This is a genomic window from Streptomyces sp. NPDC101151 (assembly GCF_044768335.1).
In the GTDB taxonomy this organism is placed as follows: Bacteria; Actinomycetota; Actinomycetes; order Streptomycetales; family Streptomycetaceae; genus Streptomyces.
In genome coordinates, this window is record NZ_JBIWPP010000012.1 from 19,680 (window position 1) to 38,267 (window position 18,588).

The window sequence follows — 18,588 nt, forward strand, 5'->3', positions numbered from 1 at the left end:
CTTGTAGTAGCCGCTGAACGCCTTCGCGCCGGCCGCCGATGAGACTTCTCCCGCCCCGGTCGCCCCCGGGCACCTCCTCGCCGAAGCCCGGGGCCTGCACGTCCGGCTCGGCAACCGTCCCGTGCTCGACGGCGTCGACCTCGGCTTCCGCGCCGGTGAACTCCTCGCGCTCGTGGGCCCCGACGGCGCCGGAAAGTCCACCCTGCCGGCCGCGCTCGCCGCCGATCTCCCGCCCGCGCGAGGGGCCGTACACCTGCACGGCCGCCCCGCCTCGCAGTGGTCGCCGCCCCAACTCGCCCTGCGCCGGGCCGTGCTCCCCCAGTCGGCGGACCTGGCCCTTCCCTGCACGGTGGACGAGGTCGTACGGATGGGCCGGGCGCCCCACCCGGCGACGCCCGAGGAGGACGACCGCGCCGTCGCCGAGGCGATGGCGGCGACCGAGGTGACCGCGTTCGCCGTACGGCCGTTCTCGGCGGTGAGCGGCGGCGAGCGTGCCCGGGTCGCGCTCGCCCGGGTCCTCGCCCAGTGCGCGCCCCTGCTCCTGCTGGACGAGCCGACCGCCGCACTGGACCTGAAACACCAGGAGTCGGTGCTGCGGCTGTGCCGGGAAAGGGCGCACGCCGGTGACGCGGCGGTCGTGGTGCTGCACGATCTGACGCTGGCAGCGGCCTACGCGCACCGGGTGGCGATCCTGTGCGCCGGTCGTGTCGCGGCGGACGGGCCGCCGGCCGAGGTCTTCACCGAGCGACTGCTGTCGGACGTCTACGACCAGCCGGTCGACGTGTTCCCGCATCCCCGCACAGGGGCGGTCCTGGTGACCCCGCACCGCGCCCATTGACCGCTCCTTTACCTTCCCTTGAGATCTGATTTGAGCCGCCGACATCAAGCCGTGCCTGTGAGATTTTCGTGAGAGCTGAATCACGACCGGCACGGGTATGGGTGAGGTAAGCCTCATGTAAGTTAGGCCAGCCTCACTACACCATTCCCGCTTGGAGCCTGCATGCGAGCCGTTCGACTCACCGTCACCGCCGCCGCCACCGTGGCCGCTCTGACTGCCATCACGGCCTGCACGGCGAAGAGCGACGCCAAGGACGGCGACGCGATCCAGGTGACCGCCGCCGACTCGAAGTGCGAGACCTCCGCCAAGTCGGTCCCGGCCGGTCACGTCACGCTGAAGATCGAGAACAAGGGCTCCAAGGCGACCGAGGTCGAGATCCTCTTCCCGGACGACCGGATCGTCTCCGAGAAGGAGAACATCGGCCCGGGCACCAAGTACACGCTGACCGCCGAGGTGAAGGCCGGCTCGTACGAGATCGCCTGCATCCCGGGCATGAAGGGCCACGGCGTACGGCAGAAGCTCGACGTGACCGGCTCCGGCAAGGTCGCTAAGCGCAACCCGCAGCTGGACAAGGCGGTCGCCGACTACCGCGAGTACGCCCAGGAGCAGGCCGACGCCACCGTGCCGCTCGCCGCGACCTTCGCGAAGGCGATCAAGGACGGCGACCTGGAGGCCGCCAAGAAGGCCTACGCGCCCTCCCGGATCGGCTGGGAGCGCACCGAGCCGGTCGCCGAGTCCTTCGGTGACATCGACCCCAAGACCGACACGCGCGCCGACGGCCTGGAGAAGGGCCAGAAGTGGACCGGCTGGCACCGGCTGGAGAAGGCCCTCTGGCAGGACAAGAAGATCGGCGCCGACGAGAAGACCCTCGCCGATCAGCTCGTCACCGACCTGACGGACTGGCAGAAGCGGGTCGGCAAGGCCGAGATCACCCCGAGCTCCATGGCCAACGGCGCCAAGGAGCTGCTCGACGAGGTCGCCACCGGCAAGGTCACCGGTGAGGAGGACCGCTACTCGCACACCGACCTGGTCGACTTCAAGGCCAACGTCGAGGGCGCGCAGAAGGCGTACGAGCTGCTGAAGCCGGTCGCCGCCAAGAACGACCCGGCGCTGACCAAGGAGCTGGACAAGCAGTTCACGGCGCTGAACACGCTGCTCGACAAGTACCGCTCGGACAAGAACTCGTACGACTTCGTCTCCTACGACAAGGTCACCAAGGAGCAGCGCAAGGAGCTGTCGGACGGGGTCAACGCCCTCGCGGAGCCGCTGTCCAAGCTCGCCGCCGCAGTCGTGAAGTAGGAGACAGAGATGACCGAGACCCAGGGCAGTGCCGCTCCGTCCCGACGCTCGCTGATCGGCTGGGGCGGTGCCGGGCTCGCGCTCGGTGCCGCCGCGGCCGGCGGTGCGGTGGCGGCGGCCAAGGCGGGCAACGACGTGGAGCCGACCGCCGCCGAGGCGGGCGCCGCCGTGGCGTTCCACGGCGCCAACCAGGCGGGCATCGCCACGCCGGTGCAGGACAGGCTCCACTTCGCCACGTTCGACGTGAAGACCGAGGACCGCGCCGAGTTCGTGCAGATGCTGAAGGACTGGACGGCCGCGGCCCACCGGATGACCGCGGGCGAGGCGGTCGGCGAGGGCGCGTACGGCGGGCTCGCGGAGGCGCCGCCGGACGACACCGGTGAGGCCCTGGGGCTGAAGCCCTCGCGGCTGACCCTGACCATCGGCTTCGGGCCGTCGTTCTTCGAGAAGTTCGGGCTGTCCGGGAAGCGGCCGGAGGCGCTGGTCGACCTGCCCCGGTTCCCGGGCGACAACCTCGACAGGACGCGCACGGGCGGCGACCTGTGCATCCAGGCCTGCGCGGACGATCCGCAGGTGGCCGTCCACGCCATCCGCAACCTGGCCCGCATCGGCTTCGGCAAGGTCGCCATCCGCTGGTCCCAGCTCGGCTTCGGCAAGACCTCGTCGACGACGCCGGACGCCCAGACGCCCCGCAACCTCATGGGGTTCAAGGACGGCACCCGCAACATCGCCGGCACCGAGACGGACCGGCTGAAGAAGTTCGTGTGGGTCGGTGACGGCGACGGCGGCAAGAACTCGGCCTGGATGACCGGTGGTTCGTACCTCGTCGCCCGGCGCATCCGTATGCACATCGAGACCTGGGACCGGACCTCGCTGCAGGAGCAGGAGGACATCTTCGGCCGGGACAAGGGCGAGGGCGCGCCGGTCGGCAAGGCCAAGGAGCACGACAAGCCGTTCCTGAAGGCGATGAAGCCCGACGCGCACGTGCGGCTGGCGCACCCCGACTCCAACGACGGGATCACCATCCTGCGCCGGGGCTACTCCTTCACCGACGGCACCGACGGCATGGGCCGCCTGGAGGCGGGCCTGTTCTTCCTGGCCTACCAGCGTGACGTGCGCAAGGGGTTCATCCCGCTGCAGCGCCGGCTGTCGGCGACGGACGCGCTCAACGAATACATCCAGCACGTGGGTTCGGCGGTGTTCGCGGTTCCGCCCGGCGTCCGGGACAAGGACGACTGGTGGGGCCGGACGCTGTTCTCCGAGGAGGCGTAGCCCGTGTTCTCCAACTACCTGATCGGCCTGCGCGAGGGTCTGGAGGCGTCGCTCGTCGTCTGCATCCTCATCGCCTACCTGGTCAAGACGGACCGCAGGGACGCCCTGAAGCCGATCTGGATCGGCATCGCCATCGCGGTCGCCATCGCGATGGGCTTCGGCTGCGCGCTCGAATTCGGCTCGCAGGAGCTGACGTTCCAGGCCCAGGAGGCGCTCGGCGGCTCCCTGTCGATCATCGCGGTCTGCCTGGTGACGTGGATGGTGTTCTGGATGCGGCGCACCGCCCGGCACCTGAGGTCCGAGCTGCACGGCAAGCTGGACGCGGCCCTGGCGATGGGCACGGGCGCGCTGGTCGCCACCGCGTTCCTGGCCGTCGGCCGGGAAGGTCTGGAGACCGCCCTGTTCGTGTGGGCCTCGGTGCACGCGGCCAGCGACGGCACCCCGCGTCCGCTGGTCGGCGTGGCGCTCGGCCTGGCCACGGCGGTCCTGCTGGGCTGGCTGTTCTACCGGGGCGCGCTGAAGATCAACCTGGCCAAGTTCTTCACCTGGACCGGCGGCATGCTGGTCGTCGTCGCCGCGGGTGTCCTCGCCTACGGCTTCCACGACCTGCAGGAGGCCGACTGGGTCCCGGGCCTGCGCAACCTGGCCTTCGACATCAGCGACACGATCGAGCCGGACAGCTGGTACGGCACGCTCCTGAAGGGCGTGTTCAACTTCCAGCCCGACCCGACCGTGGTCCAGGTCACGGTGTGGCTGCTGTACCTGATCCCGACACTCGCGATCTTCCTCGCCCCGGTAGGGTTCGCCTCCGGGAAGGGGAAGGTGAAGGCACCTCATGACCAGGGAACGCAGCCGTCGAACGCTCCGCAGGCGTGACCGGAACGCACTCATAGCGGTCTCGCTGACCGCCCTGTCGCTGACGGCGAGCGGATGCGTGGTGGTGCACGGGGAACGCGAGATGCTCCCCGCCACCACCCGCGCCGAGGCCGCCAAGGCACTCACGCAGTTCACCGACGCGTACAACAGGGCCGACAAGGCCTACGACCGCTCCCTGGACGCGGACCGCGTCACCGGCGCCCTCGCCGACATCGACGGCGCCCGGCTGAAGGCCGGGCACGCCAACAGCCCGTCGGGCAACGCGAACCACACGCCGCTCACGCTGACGGACGCCGAGTTCACGATCCCCAAGAAGGCCGGCTGGCCGCGCTGGTTCGTCGCGGACGCCAAGGGCAACAAGGGGGGCGGCAACGCCCGCTGGCTGCTGGTGTTCACCCGGGACGACCTGGGCAAGCCGTGGCAGGTGGCGTATCTGACGCTGATCGCGGCCGGTGACGTACCGCAGTTCAAGAAGGACAAGGACGGCTGGGCCGAGGCCGTGTCCGCCGACTCCACGCAACTGGCCGTGCCGCCCGCCGGCCTGAGCAAGGAGTACGCGGCCTATCTGAAGAACGGCGGCAAGGCGTTCGCGGACGGCCGGAACACCAGCGGCTGGCGCGCGGACCGCAAGCAGCTGGCGAGCAAGCCGGGCCTGGTCCGGCAGTACATCGACCAGCCGCTGACCCGCGGCGACTACGCGCCGCTCGCGCTGCGCACGGCGGACGGCGGTGCCCTGGTGTTCTTCACCACGCACCACTACGAGAAGCAGACCGCCGCCGCCGGCACCTCCGTCCCGGTCGCGAACAAGGATGTGCAGGCCCTGACCAAGGGCGAGGTGAAGCAGTCCCTGACGCTGGAACTCGTCTCCAACGAGGCCGCGCTCGACCCGGCGGGCAGCGGTCAGGTGTCGATCCTCGGGCGGGTCCAGGGGCTGACGGCCGCACAGGGCGAGTAGCCGTCGAGCGATCTCAGTGCCGCAGCGGCCAGGCGGTGCCCGCGGCGTGGTCGGCCTCCGTACCGACATGGCGGGCACAGGCGTCCGTGAGCACCTCCAGCAGGCTCAGCGGGTCGGGCAGCGGATGCTCCGGGCCGCGGACCCAGCGCACCTGCTGGTCGTCGCCGGGCAGCCGGGCGGGCGGTACGAGGACGTAGGAGCCGCGGCAGTGCCAGCGCATCCCCGGGTGTTCGTCCATCGTCTCGGGGTGGCAGTCCAGTTCGCAGGGCCACCACTCGTCCTCGTCCTCGGGGGTGCCGCGGGTGAGGGTGAAGAACAGCATGCGGCCGTCGTCGCTCTCGGCGACCGGCCCGACCTCCACACCGGTGCCGAGCAGCCGGTCCAGCGCCTCCCGGCCGGCCGCCAGGGGCACGTCGAGGACGTCGTGCACCATACCGGTGGCGGTGATGAAGTTGGCCTGCGGCTGGTGCCGGGCCCAGCGTTCGAGCTGTGCGCGGTCCGTCGTGGACTGGGTCTGCCAGGCGAACGAGACCGGGTGCCGGGCCGGGGTGGGACAGCCGACGCGGTCGCAGGAACAGCGATAGCCGGGGGCGGGGTGCGCGGCGGGGGCCAGGGGCAGGCCCGCTGCGGCGGCGGCGAGCAGCAGGGCCTCACGGCCGCTGTCGTCGGCGGCGGCCTCCTTCGGACGGCGTCCGAGCAGCCACTGGAAGAGTCTGCCCTGCCGGCCGGTGCGGCCACCGAACGTCGCGCTCATCTATCGCCTCGCCTCGCTGTTGTGCGGACAGCATGCCTTATCGTCCCATCTTCCAACGCTTCGGGGGGTCGCGGCAGGAATCCTCAGGAGCGGGAGGAGATGTGCCTCACAGCGGGGTCAGCGGGTCAGCGGGGCGCGAGGCCGTGCAGGGCGTAGTCCACGAGGGTGTCCGTGTAGCCGTAGGAGATCGGGGCCGTGCGCTGCAGCCAGCGCTGGGCCAGCGGTGAGACGAAGAGTTCCAGGGCGATCCGGGGGTCGATGTCCTTGCGTACGTCACCGGTGTCCTGTGCGCTGCGCAGCCTTCGGACGTAGAGCTGGAGCGAGGGTTCGAGGAGCTTGGTCACGAACTCCCGGCCGAGCGGCTCGTTGACCAGGCCCTCGGCCGCCAGGGCGCGGGCGGGAACCTCGAAGCGGGGGTCGAGCAGCTCGTCGACGGTCGCGCGCAGGACGAGCTTGAGGTCGGCGGCGAGGTCCCCCGTGTCCGGGACGGCGTACTCGCCGCCGGGGGCGCCTGCCTGTTCGGAGGCCTGGTCACCGAGGTCGAGGAAGGCCTCCATCAGGACGTCGGCCTTCGACGACCACCAGCGGTAGATCGTCTGCTTGCCGACGCCGGCCCGAGCGGCGATGCCTTCGATGGTGGTCTTGGCGTAGCCGGTCTCGCCGACGAGTTCCAGGGCGGCGGCGTAGATCGCGCGGCGGGACCTCTCGCTGCGGCGGGCGGAGTCGGGGACGGACTTCCGGGGCGGGCGGGGGGACTGGGGCTCCTGGGCGGGCTTCGTGGCGGCCATGGCCCGAACCTATCAGGTTGACAAGACGCAGCGTCTCGCGGACGCTGGGACACATGGAGAGACGAGACGTAGCGTCTTGTCTATGACGTGGGTGATGTACCCCGACGGAAGGAGCCCACCATGAGCCGTGGCGGAACCGGAAACATGCTCGGAGTCGGCGGCCCGCGCCGGAACCTCGGCCGCAAGGCGCTGCGCGGCGGCAACGCCGGCGGCCGGATCGGCGGCGGACAGGACGCGCGGGCGCAGAAGCGGGAGCTGCTGCGCGCGTTGCAGGGGAAACAAGAGGAAGGCGAGGCCGGCGGGGCATAGTGCGCGCCTCGCCACGTCCGCCCCCTCGGCGGGCTACGCCCCGTCCGTCACCGGTGGCCAGGCGTCGCCCCAGTCGGCGTCCCGGGCCGCCTTGTACAGGTCGCCGTGGCGCTTGGTGACCGTCGTGCGGCGCAACTGCTCGTCCGCCTCGCACAGGTCCAGGAGCACCTGGCCCTTGCGGATCTGCGGGCGCCGCACGACCCGGGAGGGAGCCGGCTCGGCGGGCAGCCGGGTGGCGGCGACGTAGCTGAACTTCTCGTCCTCGTAGGCCAGGGAGCCCCCCTTGACCTGGCGGTGCAGGGAGGAGCGGCTGACCCGGGCGGAGAAGTGGCACCAGTCCGTGCCGGGGACGATGGGGCAGGCGGCGCTGTGCGGGCAGGGGGCGGCGACGCGGAATCCGGCCTGGAGCAGGCGGTCGCGGGCCTCGATGACCCGGGCGTAGCCGGCCGGGGTTCCGGCCTCCACGATCACGACCGTCTGCGCGGCGGCCGCGGCCGCGTCGACGAGGGCCGTGCGGTCGGCCTCGGCGAGTTCGTTGAGGACGTAGGACACCGTGACGAGGTCGGCGCTGTCGAGCGTGAGTGCCGTGCCGATCCGGGCGCGCTGCCAGCGGGCGTCCCGCAGGGCGGGGTTGGCCTCGGCGATCTCCCGGCCGAGGGCGAGCGCGGGCTCGGCCCAGTCCAGCACGGTCACCGGCCGGGTGCCGTCCCAGGTGGCGGTCACCGCCCAGGTCGCCGCGCCGGTGCCGCCGCCGACGTCCACGTGGCTGCCGGGCGTCCACCCGGGCACGGTGTCCGCGAACGCCTCCAGCGCCGAGCGCACCGCCTCGAAGGTGGCCGGCATCCGGTAGGCGGCGTAGGCGGCCACGTCGGCGCGGTCGCGCAGGATCGGGGCGTCGGTCGGGGTGGCCCCGCGGTAGTTGGCGATCAGCCGTTCCACGGCTCCGGCGGCCTGTCTGGGCGGAAGCCCGTCCAGGAGGGCGCCCAGGGCGGCGCGCAGGGTGTCGGCTGGGTCGGCTGGGGCATGCACCGTGCGATTCTCTCAGGTGCCCGGCACGCGCGGAGCCACGTGCGGATCAGGCCCCGCGTACCGCTCGCGCCAGATGCGTCGCCGTGGCCGCCCTCGGCCTGCTGTCCGGCGGTCGTCGGCGCGGGTGCACGGTGTTGGCCAGCAGCACCAGGAACGTGTCCGTCGCCGGGTCCAGGACCAGCGAGGTGCCGGTGAAACCGGTGTGGCCCGCAGCTCCCCGGCCCGCCAGCTCGCCCATGAACCACGGCTGGTCCACGGCGAAGCCCAGTCCCGGCGGGGTCAGCAGGAGTTCCACGAAGTCGGGGCCGAGGACACGCGCGGGGCCGTACGCGCCGCCCGCCAGCAGGGCCCGGCAGAAGACCGCCAGGTCGGGCGCGGTGGAGAAGAGGCCCGCGTGGCCCGCCACCCCGCCGAGCGCCCAGGCGTTCTCGTCGTGGACCACGCCGCGCAGCATCCCCCGGTCCGCCTTGGCCCAGGGCGGTCGCTGGTCCTCGGTGGCCGCCGCGCCGGGGCAGGGTCCGAACGCGGTGGACGTCATGCCGAGCGGGCGGGTGATGCCGTCCTCGATCAGGACGTCGAGGGGGCGGCCGGTGATGCGCTCCAGGACGTACTGGAGCAGCAGCATGTTCAGGTCCGAGTAGCGGTACGTGCCGGGCTCGGCGGTGGGCGCCTCGGCGCGCAGCAGAGCGAGGCGGGCGGTGTCGTCCGGGCAGTCGTACAGCGGGAGTTCGGGGCGCAGCCCGGAGGTGTGGGTGAGCAACTGCCTCACGGTGACGTCGTGTTCGGCGGCCGCGGTGAACTCGGGCAGATAGGCGCCGACCCGGGCGTCCATGCCGAGGGTGCCTCGTTCGATCTGCTGGACGGCGGCGACGGCGGTGAAGAGCTTGGTGAGGGAGGCCAGGTCGAAGGGGGTGTCGACGGTCGCCGGGATGCGGTCGGCGGGCGGCAGCTCGACGCCGGTGTCGGTCTCGGGGTCGTAGCCGGCGTGGCGCACCGCCCAGCCGGCGGCCTCGGCCACGGCGATCACGGGGCCGCGTCCGGCCACGACGACGGCACCGGCCGCCCAGGGGCGCGCTCCGGTGGTGAGGGTGTGCACCTCGCCGGCCAGGTGCTCCAGTTCCGCGGGATCGAGCCCGGCTCGTTCGGGTGGGCCGGCGCGCAGTCTCGATGCGCTCAGTTGTCGTCTCCCTCCGACCCCGCACGTGTGTTCCAAGGACGGCACATTCCCACGAAGCAGGCCGCCGCTACCAGTGCGCCCGCCAGTTGGACGATCGCCATGGGCACGGCCGTGTGTTCCCCGGCGACGCCGACGAGCGGGGAGGCGACCGCTCCGACGAGGAAGGAGGAGGTGCCGAGCAGGGCGGAGGCGGAGCCGGCCGCGTGCCGGGTGCGCAGCAGGGCGAGGGACTGCGCGTTGGGCAGGGTGGGGCCCATCGCGGACATGAGGACGAACAGGGCGGCGGCGATCGGGACCAGACCGACCTCGCCGAAGACGCCCGCGGACATCAGCAGCAGGGCGGTCGCGGCGAGCACGATCACCGTGAGGCCGGCGGCGAGCACCTTGTCCAGGCTGACCCGGCCCACCAGCAGCTTGCCGTTGATCTGCCCGGCGGCCACCAGGCCGACCGAGTTGAGGCCGAAGAGCAGGCTGAAGGTCTGCGGGGAGGCGCCGTAGATCTCCTGGATGACGAACGGCGAGGCGCTGATGTAGGCGAACAGCGCGGCGAAGGCGAAGCCGCCGGTGAGCATGTAGCCGGTGAAGGGCAGGTCGGCGAGCAGGCCGCGCATCGTGCGCAGGGCCTCCCCGACTCCCCCGCCGTGCCGCCGCTCGGGCGGCAGGGTCTCGGGCAGCCGCAGCCAGACGAGCGCGGCGAGCGCGGCCCCGACCAGGGTCAGGACGACGAACACGCCCCGCCAGTCGGTCACCCTGAGGATCTGTCCGCCGATCAGCGGCGCCACGATCGGCGCGGCCCCGGAGATCAGCATCAGGGTGGAGAAGAACCGGGCCATGGCCACGCCGTCGTACAGGTCGCGTACGACGGCCCGCGCGATGACGATGCCGGCCGCGCCCGCGAGGCCCTGCGCCAGCCGGAAGGCGACCAGCGTCTCGACGGTGGGTGCGAAGGCGCACAGGGCGGTGGCGACGAGATAGACGGCGAGGCCGATGAGCAGCGGCCGGCGGCGGCCCCAGCGGTCGCTCATCGGGCCCACGACCAGCTGCCCGAGCGCCATGCCGGCCAGACATGCGGTGAGGGTGAGCTGGACGGTGGCGGCGGGGGCGCGCAGGGAGCGGGTGACCTCCGGCAGGGACGGGAGATACATGTCCATCGCGAGCGGGGGCGTGGCGATGAGGCCGCCGAGGACGAGGATGACGAGCAGGCCGGTGCGGCGGGCGGCGGCCGAGGGCGATGCGGTGGTGGGTGTGTGCTCCGTCTCCGGTGTCGGTCTCGCCGCGTGCTCGGGCATGCGTCCGTCCCTCCCTCTGTGAAACAACCGACACCTATGCTCTCAGCTCGTACACACTGCCGAGGTACACATGAGCGAGGGTGGAGCGGCCGGGATGGCGGAGCAGAGCGTGCGGTGGGCAATCCTGGCGACCGGCGGGATCGCGGCCGCGTTCGCGGCGGACCTGGTGGATCTTCCGGACGCCGAGATCGTGGCGGTGGGCTCGCGCAGCCGGGACTCGGCGGAGGCGTTCGCCGAGCGGTTCGGGGTGACGCGGGCCTACGGCGACTGGGAGTCCCTGGCCGCCGACGCGGACATCGACGTCGTGTACGTCGCCACCCCGCATTCGGCGCACCGGGCGGCGGCCGGGCTGTGCCTGGCGGCCGGGCGGAACGTGCTGTGCGAGAAGGCGTTCACGCTCAACGTCCGCGAGGCGGCGGAACTGGTGGCGCTGGCGAAGGAGCACGACCGCTTCCTGATGGAGGCGATGTGGATGTATTCCAACCCGCTGATCCGGCGCCTGAAGTCCCTGGTGGCGGACGGGACGATCGGCGAGGTGCGGACGGTGCAGGCCGACTTCGGCCTCGCGGGGCCCTTCCCGCCGGCACACCGGCTGCGGGATCCGGCACTGGGCGGCGGGGCGCTGCTGGACCTCGGGGTCTATCCGGTGTCGTTCGCGCAGTTGCTGCTGGGCGAGCCGGACGAGGTCACCGCGCGGGCGGTGCTCTCGGAGGAGGGCGTCGATCTCCAGACGGGTGCGCTGCTGTCCTGGAACAGCGGGGCCCTGGCCTCGGTGCACTGCTCGATCGTCGGCGGTACGGCAACCGCCGCCTCGGTCACCGGCTCGCACGGCCGGATCGACATCCCCTCCGGCTTCTTCCACCCCGAGCGGTTCGTGCTGCACCGTGACGGCCGCGAGCCCGAGGTGTTCACCGCCGGTCCGGCCGACGGCCCGCGCACCAGCCTGAGGCACGAGGCGAGGGAGGTCATGCGGGCCCTGCGCGCGGGTGAGAAGGAGTCGCCGCTGGTGCCACTGGAGGGCAGCCTGGCGGTGATGCGCACGCTCGACACGATCCGGGAGCGGATCGGGGTGCGCTACCCCGGGGAGGTCGCGCCCGGGGAAGCCGTCACCGTCGCCGTCTAGCCGTATGGCGGACACCTGATTCCGCATGGCGGACTTCCCACCTACGCTGCGGAGCCATGACTGAGAGACAATCGAAGATCGCGGTGGTGACCGGCGCCGGTTCCGGCATCGGACGGGCCGTCGCCGTGGAGCTGCTGCGCACGGGCTGGTCGGTGGCGCTGGCCGGCCGGCGCACCGGGACACTGGAGGAGACAGCCGCGCTGGCGCCCGAGGCGCCCTCGCTCGCCGTGCGCACCGACGTCTCCCGGCCTCAGGACGTGGAGGCGCTGTTCGCGGCGACCGTGGACCGGTTCGGGCGGGTCGACCTGCTGTTCAACAACGCGGGGACGTTCGGGCCGGGCGGGGTGCCCGTCGAGGACCTGCCCTACGACGCCTGGCGGCATGTGGTGGACACCAACCTCAACGGGGCGTTCCTGTGCGCGCAGGCGGCGTACCGGCGGATGAAGGAGCAGGACCCGCAGGGCGGCCGGATCATCAACAACGGCTCCGTCTCCGCGCACACGCCCCGCCCGCGCTCGGTCGCCTACACCGCGACCAAGCACGCGCTGACCGGCCTGACCAAGTCGCTGTCGCTGGACGGGCGGCCGTACCGCATCGCGGTGGGACAGATCGACATCGGCAACGCGGCCACCGACATGACGGCCCGGATGCAGACCGGGGCGCTCCAGGCGAACGGGGAGATTTCCCCGGAACCCGTGATGGACGCGGCCGACGTGGCACGCACCGTGCGACACATGGCCGAGCTGCCGCTGGAGGCGAATGTGCAGTTCGCGACGGTGCTGGCGACGGCGATGCCGTACGTCGGGCGGGGCTGAGGACAAGCGGGGACGGGGGCGGCGGGCAGGCCGGAGACCAACTCCTCAAGTTACACAAACGGAATTTCAACGTCCGCCCTATTGCGGCCGGTCGGCCGCATATGCTCAACTCTCCTCCACAAGAGCTTCACACTTGGAGCACGGGGGTTCCGTAGCCACACCGAGGGGGGAGACGGCAGCCGTTCCACCGGACCGGAGTTGGGGGTGGACCTCGCGTGGGACCGCGGGGTACGCACCGGTCGGTGGAACGGCTGCCGCAACAAGCCGCCCCTCGGCTCAGCGCCGGTGCCGTCCCCCGGACTCGGTCTCCGGCTCCGCCTCCGCCGCGGCCGCCTTTCCCCGGGTCATCCGCCGCCGCAGCGCCCACGCCCCCGCTCCCAGCAGTGCCGCCGTCCCGACGGCGCCCTCCAGCAGCCGCCACGGCGAGGTGTGCCCGGACGCCGTGCCGGGAGCCCCGGCCGCGGCCCGCGCCGCCTTCCGCGCCGGGGCCCGGCTCGCGCTCGCGCCGCCCTCGCTGACCGGTTCGACCAGCGTGCCCACCGCCTGCGCCGAACGCCCGTGCCCGAAGCCCCAGTCGAGCAGTGCGGCGGTCTGCTCGTAGACGGCGTTGCTGCCCTCGGTGGGATGCATCACGGTGACCAGCAGGGTCCGGCCGCCCCGGGTGGCCGCGCCGGTGAAGGTGTTGCCGGCGTGGCTGGTGTAGCCGTTCTTCACACCGATCAGGCCGTCGTACGTGCCCAGTCCCCAGGCGCCCGTGAGCAGGCGGTCGGTGTTCTGGATCTGGAAGGTCTTCTTGCCGCCCGCCGGAAAGTCGGCGGTCCGCGTGCCGCAGTAGCCGCGGAAGTCGGTGTTCTTGAGGCCGTGGCGGGCGAAGAGCGTGAGGTCGTACGCCGAGGAGAGCTGGCCCTTGTGGTCGAAGCCGTCGGGGCTGACCACATGGGTGTCCAGGGCCTGCAGGTCCTCGGCCCTCGCCTGCATCTCGGCGACCGTCCTTGCGACGCCCCCGTTCATGTGCGCGAGCACGTGCACCGCGTCGTTGCCCGAGCGCAGGAACACGCCCTGCCACAGCTGCTCGACGGTGTAGGTGATGCCAGGCTTGATGCCGACGAGGCTGGAGCCGGCCGGGATGTCGGCGAGGTCCGCGTCGGTGACCTTGTACCGCTCGGTCCGCTCGAACTTCCCCAGCACGGTGTCCGCGAACAGCATCTTCAGGGTGGACGCGGGGGCCAGGCGCCGATGCGCGTTGAAGGAGGCGAGCACCTCCCCGCTCGCGGAGTCGGCGACCAGCCACGAGCGGGCGGTGAGCTTCTCGGGCAGGCCGCCGGCGCCACGCACCTGGACTCCGGTACGGGCCAGGCGCTCACCGCCGACGGCGGTCGCCTCGGAGGCGGACGCGGAGGCGGGGGCGGCCGCGGACAGGGGAAGGGCGGCGGCCGTCAGCCCGAGGGCGGCACGCCGGCTGAGCCGGGAACAATCACGCACCCGGGGACCGTACACCGCACCCAACAGGCATTTCCTGGCAGGAGGCCCTCTATGGCACAGGAATTTGCTGTCTTATGAAACTTTGATCACCCACGCCGCTTTCTCAGGTCAGACACATCCTTTACTCAGTGCGCCGCAAAGGTTCCTCCCTAGCTTGTGGCAGCGCCCACAGCGGGCGCCAAGAACCTTCGAGGAACGGGATGTTTGGCATCTATCTCAAGCGCGAGCTGAGCCGCCGCAAGAAGGCCGCTCTGGTCATCGCGATGGGTCTGGCGCTCGGAATCGCTCTGGTCATCACCGTCAACTCGGTGTCGGCCGGCATGACACAGGCTCAGGACAAGGTCCTGAAGTCGCTCTACGGCCTCGGCACCGACATGACGGTCACCAAGGCGCAGGCGGCACCCAGGACCGGCAGCTCGCAGGGCCCGGACTTCAAGTTCGGCGCCAGGTCGAGCAGCAAGTCCACGCAGAGCTCGGACCGGGTGATGACGCAGGGCGGTCAGGCCCTGAAGGCCTCGCTGGTCGACAAGGTCGCCGCGCAGAAGGGCGTGGCGAGCGCGGTGGGCGCCCTCTCCCTGAACGTCACCAAGGTCGACGGCTCCTTCACCCAGGGCAAGGCGCAGTCCTCCAGCGGCAGCGGGCAGCAGCAGGGTGGCCCGGGCGGCAGCGGCGGCAGCGGGCAGCCGCAGGTGCAGGGCGGCGGCGCCGACTTCAATGTCGCCAGCTACTCGGTGGCCGGCGTCGATGTCACCGACCAGGCCCTCGGCCCGCTGGCCACGATGAAGATCACCTCCGGGAAGACCTTCACCTCGGCGCAGACCGACGCCAAGGTCGCGGTGGTCGGCAAGTCGTACGCCAAGGAGAAGAAGTACCAGGTCGGTTCGGCCTTCAAGATCTCCGGCACCACGTACACGGTCATCGGCATCGCCACCCCGGACAGCGGCGACTCCACCACCGACGTCTTCCTGCCGCTGCGGCAGGCCCAGTCGCTCGGTGACGCCAAGAACCAGGTCACCACGATCTACGTCAAGGCGACCGACTCCAAGCAGATCTCCACCGTCAAGAAGACGATCCAGGGCAACATCTCCGGTACGACGGTCACCACCTCCTCCGACCTGGCCTCCACCGTCTCCGGCTCGCTCTCCACGGCCTCCGACCTGGCCGGCAGCGTCGGCAAGTGGCTCTCCGTCACCGTCCTGATCGCCGCCTTCCTGGTGGCCGCGCTGCTCACCTCCTCGGCCGTGTCCCGGCGGGTGCGGGAATTCGGCACCCTGAAGGCGCTCGGCTGGCCGAGCCGCCGGGTGACCCGGCAGGTGGTCGGCGAGTCCATGGTCAACGGCCTGATCGGCGGCGGCCTCGGCATCGCCCTGGGTCTGGTCGCCGCCCGCACGGTCACCGCGATCAGCCCGAAGCTGCGGGCGGAGCTGGGCAGCAGCGCCGGCGGCACGGGCGGTGGCATGGGCGGCCCCGGTGGCGGCGGGCCCGGCCGGCAGGCCACCGGGAACACCCTGGAGATCGCGCTGACCGCGCCCGTCTCGCCGGCCACCATCGCCCTCGCCGTCGGCCTCGCGGTCGCCGGCGGTCTGATCGCCGGCGCGATGGGCGGCTGGCGCGCCTCCCGGATGCGCCCGGCCGACGCCCTGCGCAGCGTTTCCTGACCCACCCCCTGTTCACACACGGAGCACCCATGTACAGACTCACCGGCGTCACCAAGCGGTACACGCGGGGCAAGGAGACGGTGGAGGCGCTGCGCGGCGTCGACCTCACCATCGCCGACGGCGACCAACTCGTCATCCAGGGCCCGACCGGCGGCGGCAAGTCCACCCTCCTGCAGATGATCGGCGGCCTCGACCGCCCCTCGTCCGGCAGTGTCGAGCTGGACGGCGTCGACCTCGCCACGATCGGCGAGGCCAAGCTGACCCGGCTGCGCGCCGAGAAGATCGGCATCATCTTCCAGGCGTTCAACCTGATCCCGACGCTCACCGCCCAGGAGAACGTGGAGACGGCCCTCGTCCCGCTCGGGGTCAGGCCCGCCGAGCGCCGCGAGCGGGCGGCCGAGGCGCTGCGCTCGGTCGGCCTCGGCGAGCGCCGCACGCATGTGCCCTCCGAGATGTCCGGCGGCCAGCAGCAGCGCGTCGCCATCGCCCGCGCGCTGGTGAAGAACCCGAAGGTGCTGCTCGCCGACGAGCCCACCGGCAACCTCGACGAGGGCACCCGCGACGACATCGTGGCCCTGCTGGAGGGGCTGTGGCGCGAGCACGGGCTGACCTTCGTCCTGGTCACCCACGACTCCTCCATCGCCCGCCGGGCCCCGCGCCTGGCCACCATCGAGGAGGGCCGGATCACGCTCACCGAACAGGGCGCGGCCCGGCAGCCGGCGCACGGCCGGCACCCGCAGGAGCGGTACGCACCGGATCAGTACGCACAGCAGCCCCACGAGCAGGCACAGCACCCGCAGGAGCAGTACGCCCAGCGGCAGTACGGCGGCCACGGCAACTGAGGCCGCCGCATGGCCCGTCGGGGCCGCTCAGCGCCCGAGCAGACGGTCGATCTCGGCCGACTGCCCGGCGCTGAGCGGCCCCTTCGCGATCGCGCCGGCGTTCTCCTCGGCCTGGGCGACCGAGCGGAAGCCGGGGATCGGCACGGTGCGCGGGCTGCGCGCCCACAGCCAGGCCAGGGCGCCCTGGGCGGGCGTACGGCCGTCACTGGTGAGGATGTCGCGCAGGGCGTCGACCTTGGCCACCCACTCCGGCTCGGCCCCCGTCCCCTCCTGGAACCCGTCGAGCCAGGCCGGCGGCGTGCTGCGGATGTCCCCGGACTCCAGCGGCCCGCGCCGCTTCCCGCCCAGCAGCCCCATGGCGAGCGGACTGCGGTCGATGCTCGCCAGCTCCAGCCGCTCGCACAGCTCCACGAGGTGCGGCGCGTCCTGGAGCACGTTGAGCCGGTGCTGTACGGCCGTACAGTGCGGGCCCTCGGCGAAGACGGCGGCGCGCTCGGGGTCGTCGGTGCTCCAGCCGTAGGCACGGATGAGCCCCTGTTCGACCAACTCCTCACAGACGTCCCGCAGTTCGGCCGCCCGCTCGGGATCGGCGTCGGACAGATGGAGCTGGTAGAGGTCGATGTGGTCGGTGCCGAGGCGGCGCAGGGAGGCGGTGAGGGCGCGCCGGGCGTACTCCGGGGTGTCGTCGGTGCCGGTGAGGGTGCGGGTGTCCCGGTCGAAGACGTTGCCCCACTTGGTGGCCAGGACGACCTGGTCACGCCGGCCGTTCAGGGCGCGGCCCAGGACCTGCTCGCTGTGCCCGGTGCCGTAGACGTCGGCGGTGTCGAAGAAGGTGACGCCGAGGTCGAGGGCGCGGTGCACGGCCCGTACGGACTCCTCGTCGTCGACCTTGCCCCAGCCGAGCGGCTGCCCGTCGGCGTCCTGCCATTCGCCGCCGACGGCCCAGCACCCGAAGCCGAGTGCGCTGACCTCGATACCGCTGCGCCCCAGGGTCCTGCTGATGGTCTCCATGCCCCGGCACGCTAGGAGTTGAAGCGCACACGAAGGCAAGGGGTCGTACGGCCGGACTAGGCCTGCCCGGTCTCGAAGCGGGAGATCCTGCCGTCGTCCTCGACCTCGAAGTGCCACCGGGTGCGCATCTCGCCCCAGGTGTCGTTGCGGTAGCGGGCGATGAGGTCGCGGCCGCCCCGGGACTCGTTGTCGACGTCCATGTGGCCGTTGGAGGAGAAGATCTCCTGGTCGATCCACTCGGCGAGGTCGTGGTCGGAGCCGTCGTCGGACATCGTCGCGCCGGGCGCGAGGAGGGACAGGAAGCTCTCGCGGTCGTGGGAGTTGACGGCGCTGACGAAGGCCCGGACGGCCGGATCGCTGAGCTTGGCTGGCTGAATCGTCATGGCGCAAGGCTCACACCGCTCCCCCGGGCCCGCCACCCGAACGCCGTCCAGCACGGGCCCGCGGGTGCCCCGGATGCGACGGTGGACCCACGGGAGGGACCTGTCCGCCTGTCTGCATGGGAGTCACCGTGACCTGTTACGACCGACGTGATCTGGGCCTGCTGCTGCTCCGGCTGGGGACCGGCGGGGTGCTCGCCGCGCATGGCGCGCAGAAGCTGTTCGGCTGGTTCGGCGGACACGGTCTGGAGGGCACCGGCCAGTTCATGGAGTCCGTGGGCTACGCGCCCGGCAAGGCGAGCGCGACGGCGGCGGGACTGGCCGAGGCGGGCGGCGGCACGCTGCTGGCACTGGGCCTCGCGACCCCGGCGGCGGGCGCGGCGGTGGCCGGCGCGATGACCGGGGCCGCGGCGGTCCACATGCCCAACGGCTTCTTCGCCCAGGAGGGTGGCTACGAGTACGCGGCGACCCTGGGACTGGCCGCGGCCGGACTCGCGATCACGGGCCCCGGCCGCCTCTCCCTCGACCACGCCTTCTACCACGTGTTCGACCGCGGCTGGATGGTTCCGGTGGCGCTGGGTGTGACGGCGGCCGCCACAGCCGTGGTGCTGGGGACGCGGAATCGGCGCGTGCGGCAGAAGGTGGAGGGGGAGCAGGAGGTGTTGTTCGAGGAGTAGGCGGGCGGGGCAGG

19 protein-coding genes are annotated in these 18,588 nt (G+C 72.0%); 11 read left to right on the top strand and 8 right to left on the bottom strand.

All coding sequences use genetic code 11. The features are described 5' to 3' along the window. Nucleotides 1–13: 13 nt before the first annotated feature. From ACIRU3_RS22815 to ACIRU3_RS22835, 5 genes are all read left to right on the top strand, one after another. Nucleotides 14–838, top strand: coding sequence for a heme ABC transporter ATP-binding protein (locus tag ACIRU3_RS22815; protein WP_404059473.1), 825 nt, complete (start codon nucleotides 14–16; stop codon nucleotides 836–838). Between the two features lie 162 nt (nucleotides 839–1,000). Next, entirely contained in the window at nucleotides 1,001–2,137 is a 1,137-nt protein-coding gene (gene efeO / locus ACIRU3_RS22820) for an iron uptake system protein EfeO (protein WP_404059000.1), read from the top strand. A 9-nt stretch (nucleotides 2,138–2,146) separates the two neighbouring features. Further along, nucleotides 2,147–3,409: an iron uptake transporter deferrochelatase/peroxidase subunit gene (efeB, locus tag ACIRU3_RS22825; protein WP_404059002.1), complete on the top strand. Its 1,263-nt coding sequence runs from the start codon at nucleotides 2,147–2,149 to the stop codon at nucleotides 3,407–3,409. 3 nt (nucleotides 3,410–3,412) lie between these two features. Continuing rightward, a complete protein-coding gene (efeU, locus tag ACIRU3_RS22830; RefSeq protein WP_404059005.1) occupies nucleotides 3,413–4,285 on the top strand; it encodes an iron uptake transporter permease EfeU in 873 nt (290 codons plus the stop codon). Beyond that, entirely contained in the window at nucleotides 4,245–5,240 is a 996-nt protein-coding gene (locus ACIRU3_RS22835) for a hypothetical protein (RefSeq protein ID WP_404059008.1), read from the top strand. The genes efeU and ACIRU3_RS22835 overlap by 41 nt, the downstream gene beginning before the upstream one ends. A gap of 13 nt (nucleotides 5,241–5,253) precedes the next feature. On the opposite strand, the gene ACIRU3_RS22840 is transcribed toward ACIRU3_RS22835, so the two are convergent. Together ACIRU3_RS22840 and ACIRU3_RS22845 are read right to left on the bottom strand one after the other, a co-directional pair. Beyond that, on the bottom strand, nucleotides 5,254–5,994 hold the full coding sequence (locus ACIRU3_RS22840; RefSeq protein WP_404059011.1) for a bifunctional DNA primase/polymerase: 741 nt from the start codon (nucleotides 5,992–5,994) through the stop codon (nucleotides 5,254–5,256). Nucleotides 5,995–6,119: 125 nt separating this feature from the next. Continuing rightward, the gene (locus ACIRU3_RS22845; protein WP_404059014.1) at nucleotides 6,120–6,782 is read right to left on the bottom strand and encodes a TetR/AcrR family transcriptional regulator; all 663 of its coding nucleotides are present in this window, start codon (nucleotides 6,780–6,782) and stop codon (nucleotides 6,120–6,122) included. Nucleotides 6,783–6,902: 120 nt separating this feature from the next. Here ACIRU3_RS22845 and ACIRU3_RS22850 point away from each other — a divergent pair, with 120 nt between their 5' ends. Then, nucleotides 6,903–7,091 (top strand): DUF6243 family protein, encoded by a 189-nt coding sequence (locus ACIRU3_RS22850; RefSeq protein ID WP_404059017.1) that lies wholly within the window; start codon nucleotides 6,903–6,905, stop codon nucleotides 7,089–7,091. A gap of 33 nt (nucleotides 7,092–7,124) precedes the next feature. Here ACIRU3_RS22850 and ACIRU3_RS22855 read toward each other — a convergent pair whose 3' ends face one another. Genes ACIRU3_RS22855 through ACIRU3_RS22865 form a run of 3 tightly spaced genes read right to left on the bottom strand, consistent with a single transcriptional unit; the run spans nucleotide 7,125 to nucleotide 10,586 of the window. Continuing rightward, a complete protein-coding gene (locus tag ACIRU3_RS22855; RefSeq protein WP_404059020.1) occupies nucleotides 7,125–8,120 on the bottom strand; it encodes a small ribosomal subunit Rsm22 family protein in 996 nt (331 codons plus the stop codon). Between the two features lie 46 nt (nucleotides 8,121–8,166). After that, nucleotides 8,167–9,342 (bottom strand): serine hydrolase domain-containing protein, encoded by a 1,176-nt coding sequence (locus ACIRU3_RS22860; protein ID WP_404059023.1) that lies wholly within the window; start codon nucleotides 9,340–9,342, stop codon nucleotides 8,167–8,169. Then, a complete protein-coding gene (locus ACIRU3_RS22865; protein ID WP_404059026.1) occupies nucleotides 9,294–10,586 on the bottom strand; it encodes a multidrug effflux MFS transporter in 1,293 nt (430 codons plus the stop codon). The genes ACIRU3_RS22860 and ACIRU3_RS22865 overlap by 49 nt, the downstream gene beginning before the upstream one ends. Before the next feature lie 94 nt (nucleotides 10,587–10,680). On the opposite strand from ACIRU3_RS22865, the gene ACIRU3_RS22870 reads away from it, so the two are divergent. Next, nucleotides 10,681–11,709, top strand: coding sequence for a Gfo/Idh/MocA family protein (locus ACIRU3_RS22870; RefSeq protein ID WP_404059475.1), 1,029 nt, complete (start codon nucleotides 10,681–10,683; stop codon nucleotides 11,707–11,709). A gap of 56 nt (nucleotides 11,710–11,765) precedes the next feature. After that, a complete protein-coding gene (locus tag ACIRU3_RS22875) occupies nucleotides 11,766–12,524 on the top strand; it encodes an SDR family oxidoreductase (RefSeq protein ID WP_404059029.1) in 759 nt (252 codons plus the stop codon). A gap of 276 nt (nucleotides 12,525–12,800) precedes the next feature. Here ACIRU3_RS22875 and ACIRU3_RS22880 read toward each other — a convergent pair whose 3' ends face one another. Then, on the bottom strand, nucleotides 12,801–14,006 hold the full coding sequence (locus ACIRU3_RS22880; RefSeq protein WP_404059032.1) for a D-alanyl-D-alanine carboxypeptidase family protein: 1,206 nt from the start codon (nucleotides 14,004–14,006) through the stop codon (nucleotides 12,801–12,803). 200 nt (nucleotides 14,007–14,206) lie between these two features. On the opposite strand from ACIRU3_RS22880, the gene ACIRU3_RS22885 reads away from it, so the two are divergent. Together ACIRU3_RS22885 and ACIRU3_RS22890 are read left to right on the top strand one after the other, a co-directional pair. Continuing rightward, complete coding sequence (locus ACIRU3_RS22885) at nucleotides 14,207–15,664, top strand: ABC transporter permease (protein WP_404059035.1); 1,458 nt, start codon at nucleotides 14,207–14,209, stop codon at nucleotides 15,662–15,664. Nucleotides 15,665–15,693: 29 nt separating this feature from the next. Beyond that, on the top strand, nucleotides 15,694–16,506 hold the full coding sequence (locus tag ACIRU3_RS22890) for an ABC transporter ATP-binding protein (protein WP_404059038.1): 813 nt from the start codon (nucleotides 15,694–15,696) through the stop codon (nucleotides 16,504–16,506). Between the two features lie 27 nt (nucleotides 16,507–16,533). Here ACIRU3_RS22890 and ACIRU3_RS22895 read toward each other — a convergent pair whose 3' ends face one another. Further along, complete coding sequence (locus ACIRU3_RS22895) at nucleotides 16,534–17,517, bottom strand: aldo/keto reductase (RefSeq protein ID WP_404059041.1); 984 nt, start codon at nucleotides 17,515–17,517, stop codon at nucleotides 16,534–16,536. 56 nt (nucleotides 17,518–17,573) lie between these two features. Next, a complete protein-coding gene (locus ACIRU3_RS22900) occupies nucleotides 17,574–17,900 on the bottom strand; it encodes a nuclear transport factor 2 family protein (protein ID WP_404059044.1) in 327 nt (108 codons plus the stop codon). 128 nt (nucleotides 17,901–18,028) lie between these two features. Between ACIRU3_RS22900 and ACIRU3_RS22905 the strand changes: the two genes are divergently transcribed. Next, nucleotides 18,029–18,574 (top strand): DoxX family membrane protein, encoded by a 546-nt coding sequence (locus tag ACIRU3_RS22905; RefSeq protein WP_404059478.1) that lies wholly within the window; start codon nucleotides 18,029–18,031, stop codon nucleotides 18,572–18,574. Nucleotides 18,575–18,588 lie beyond the last annotated feature (14 nt).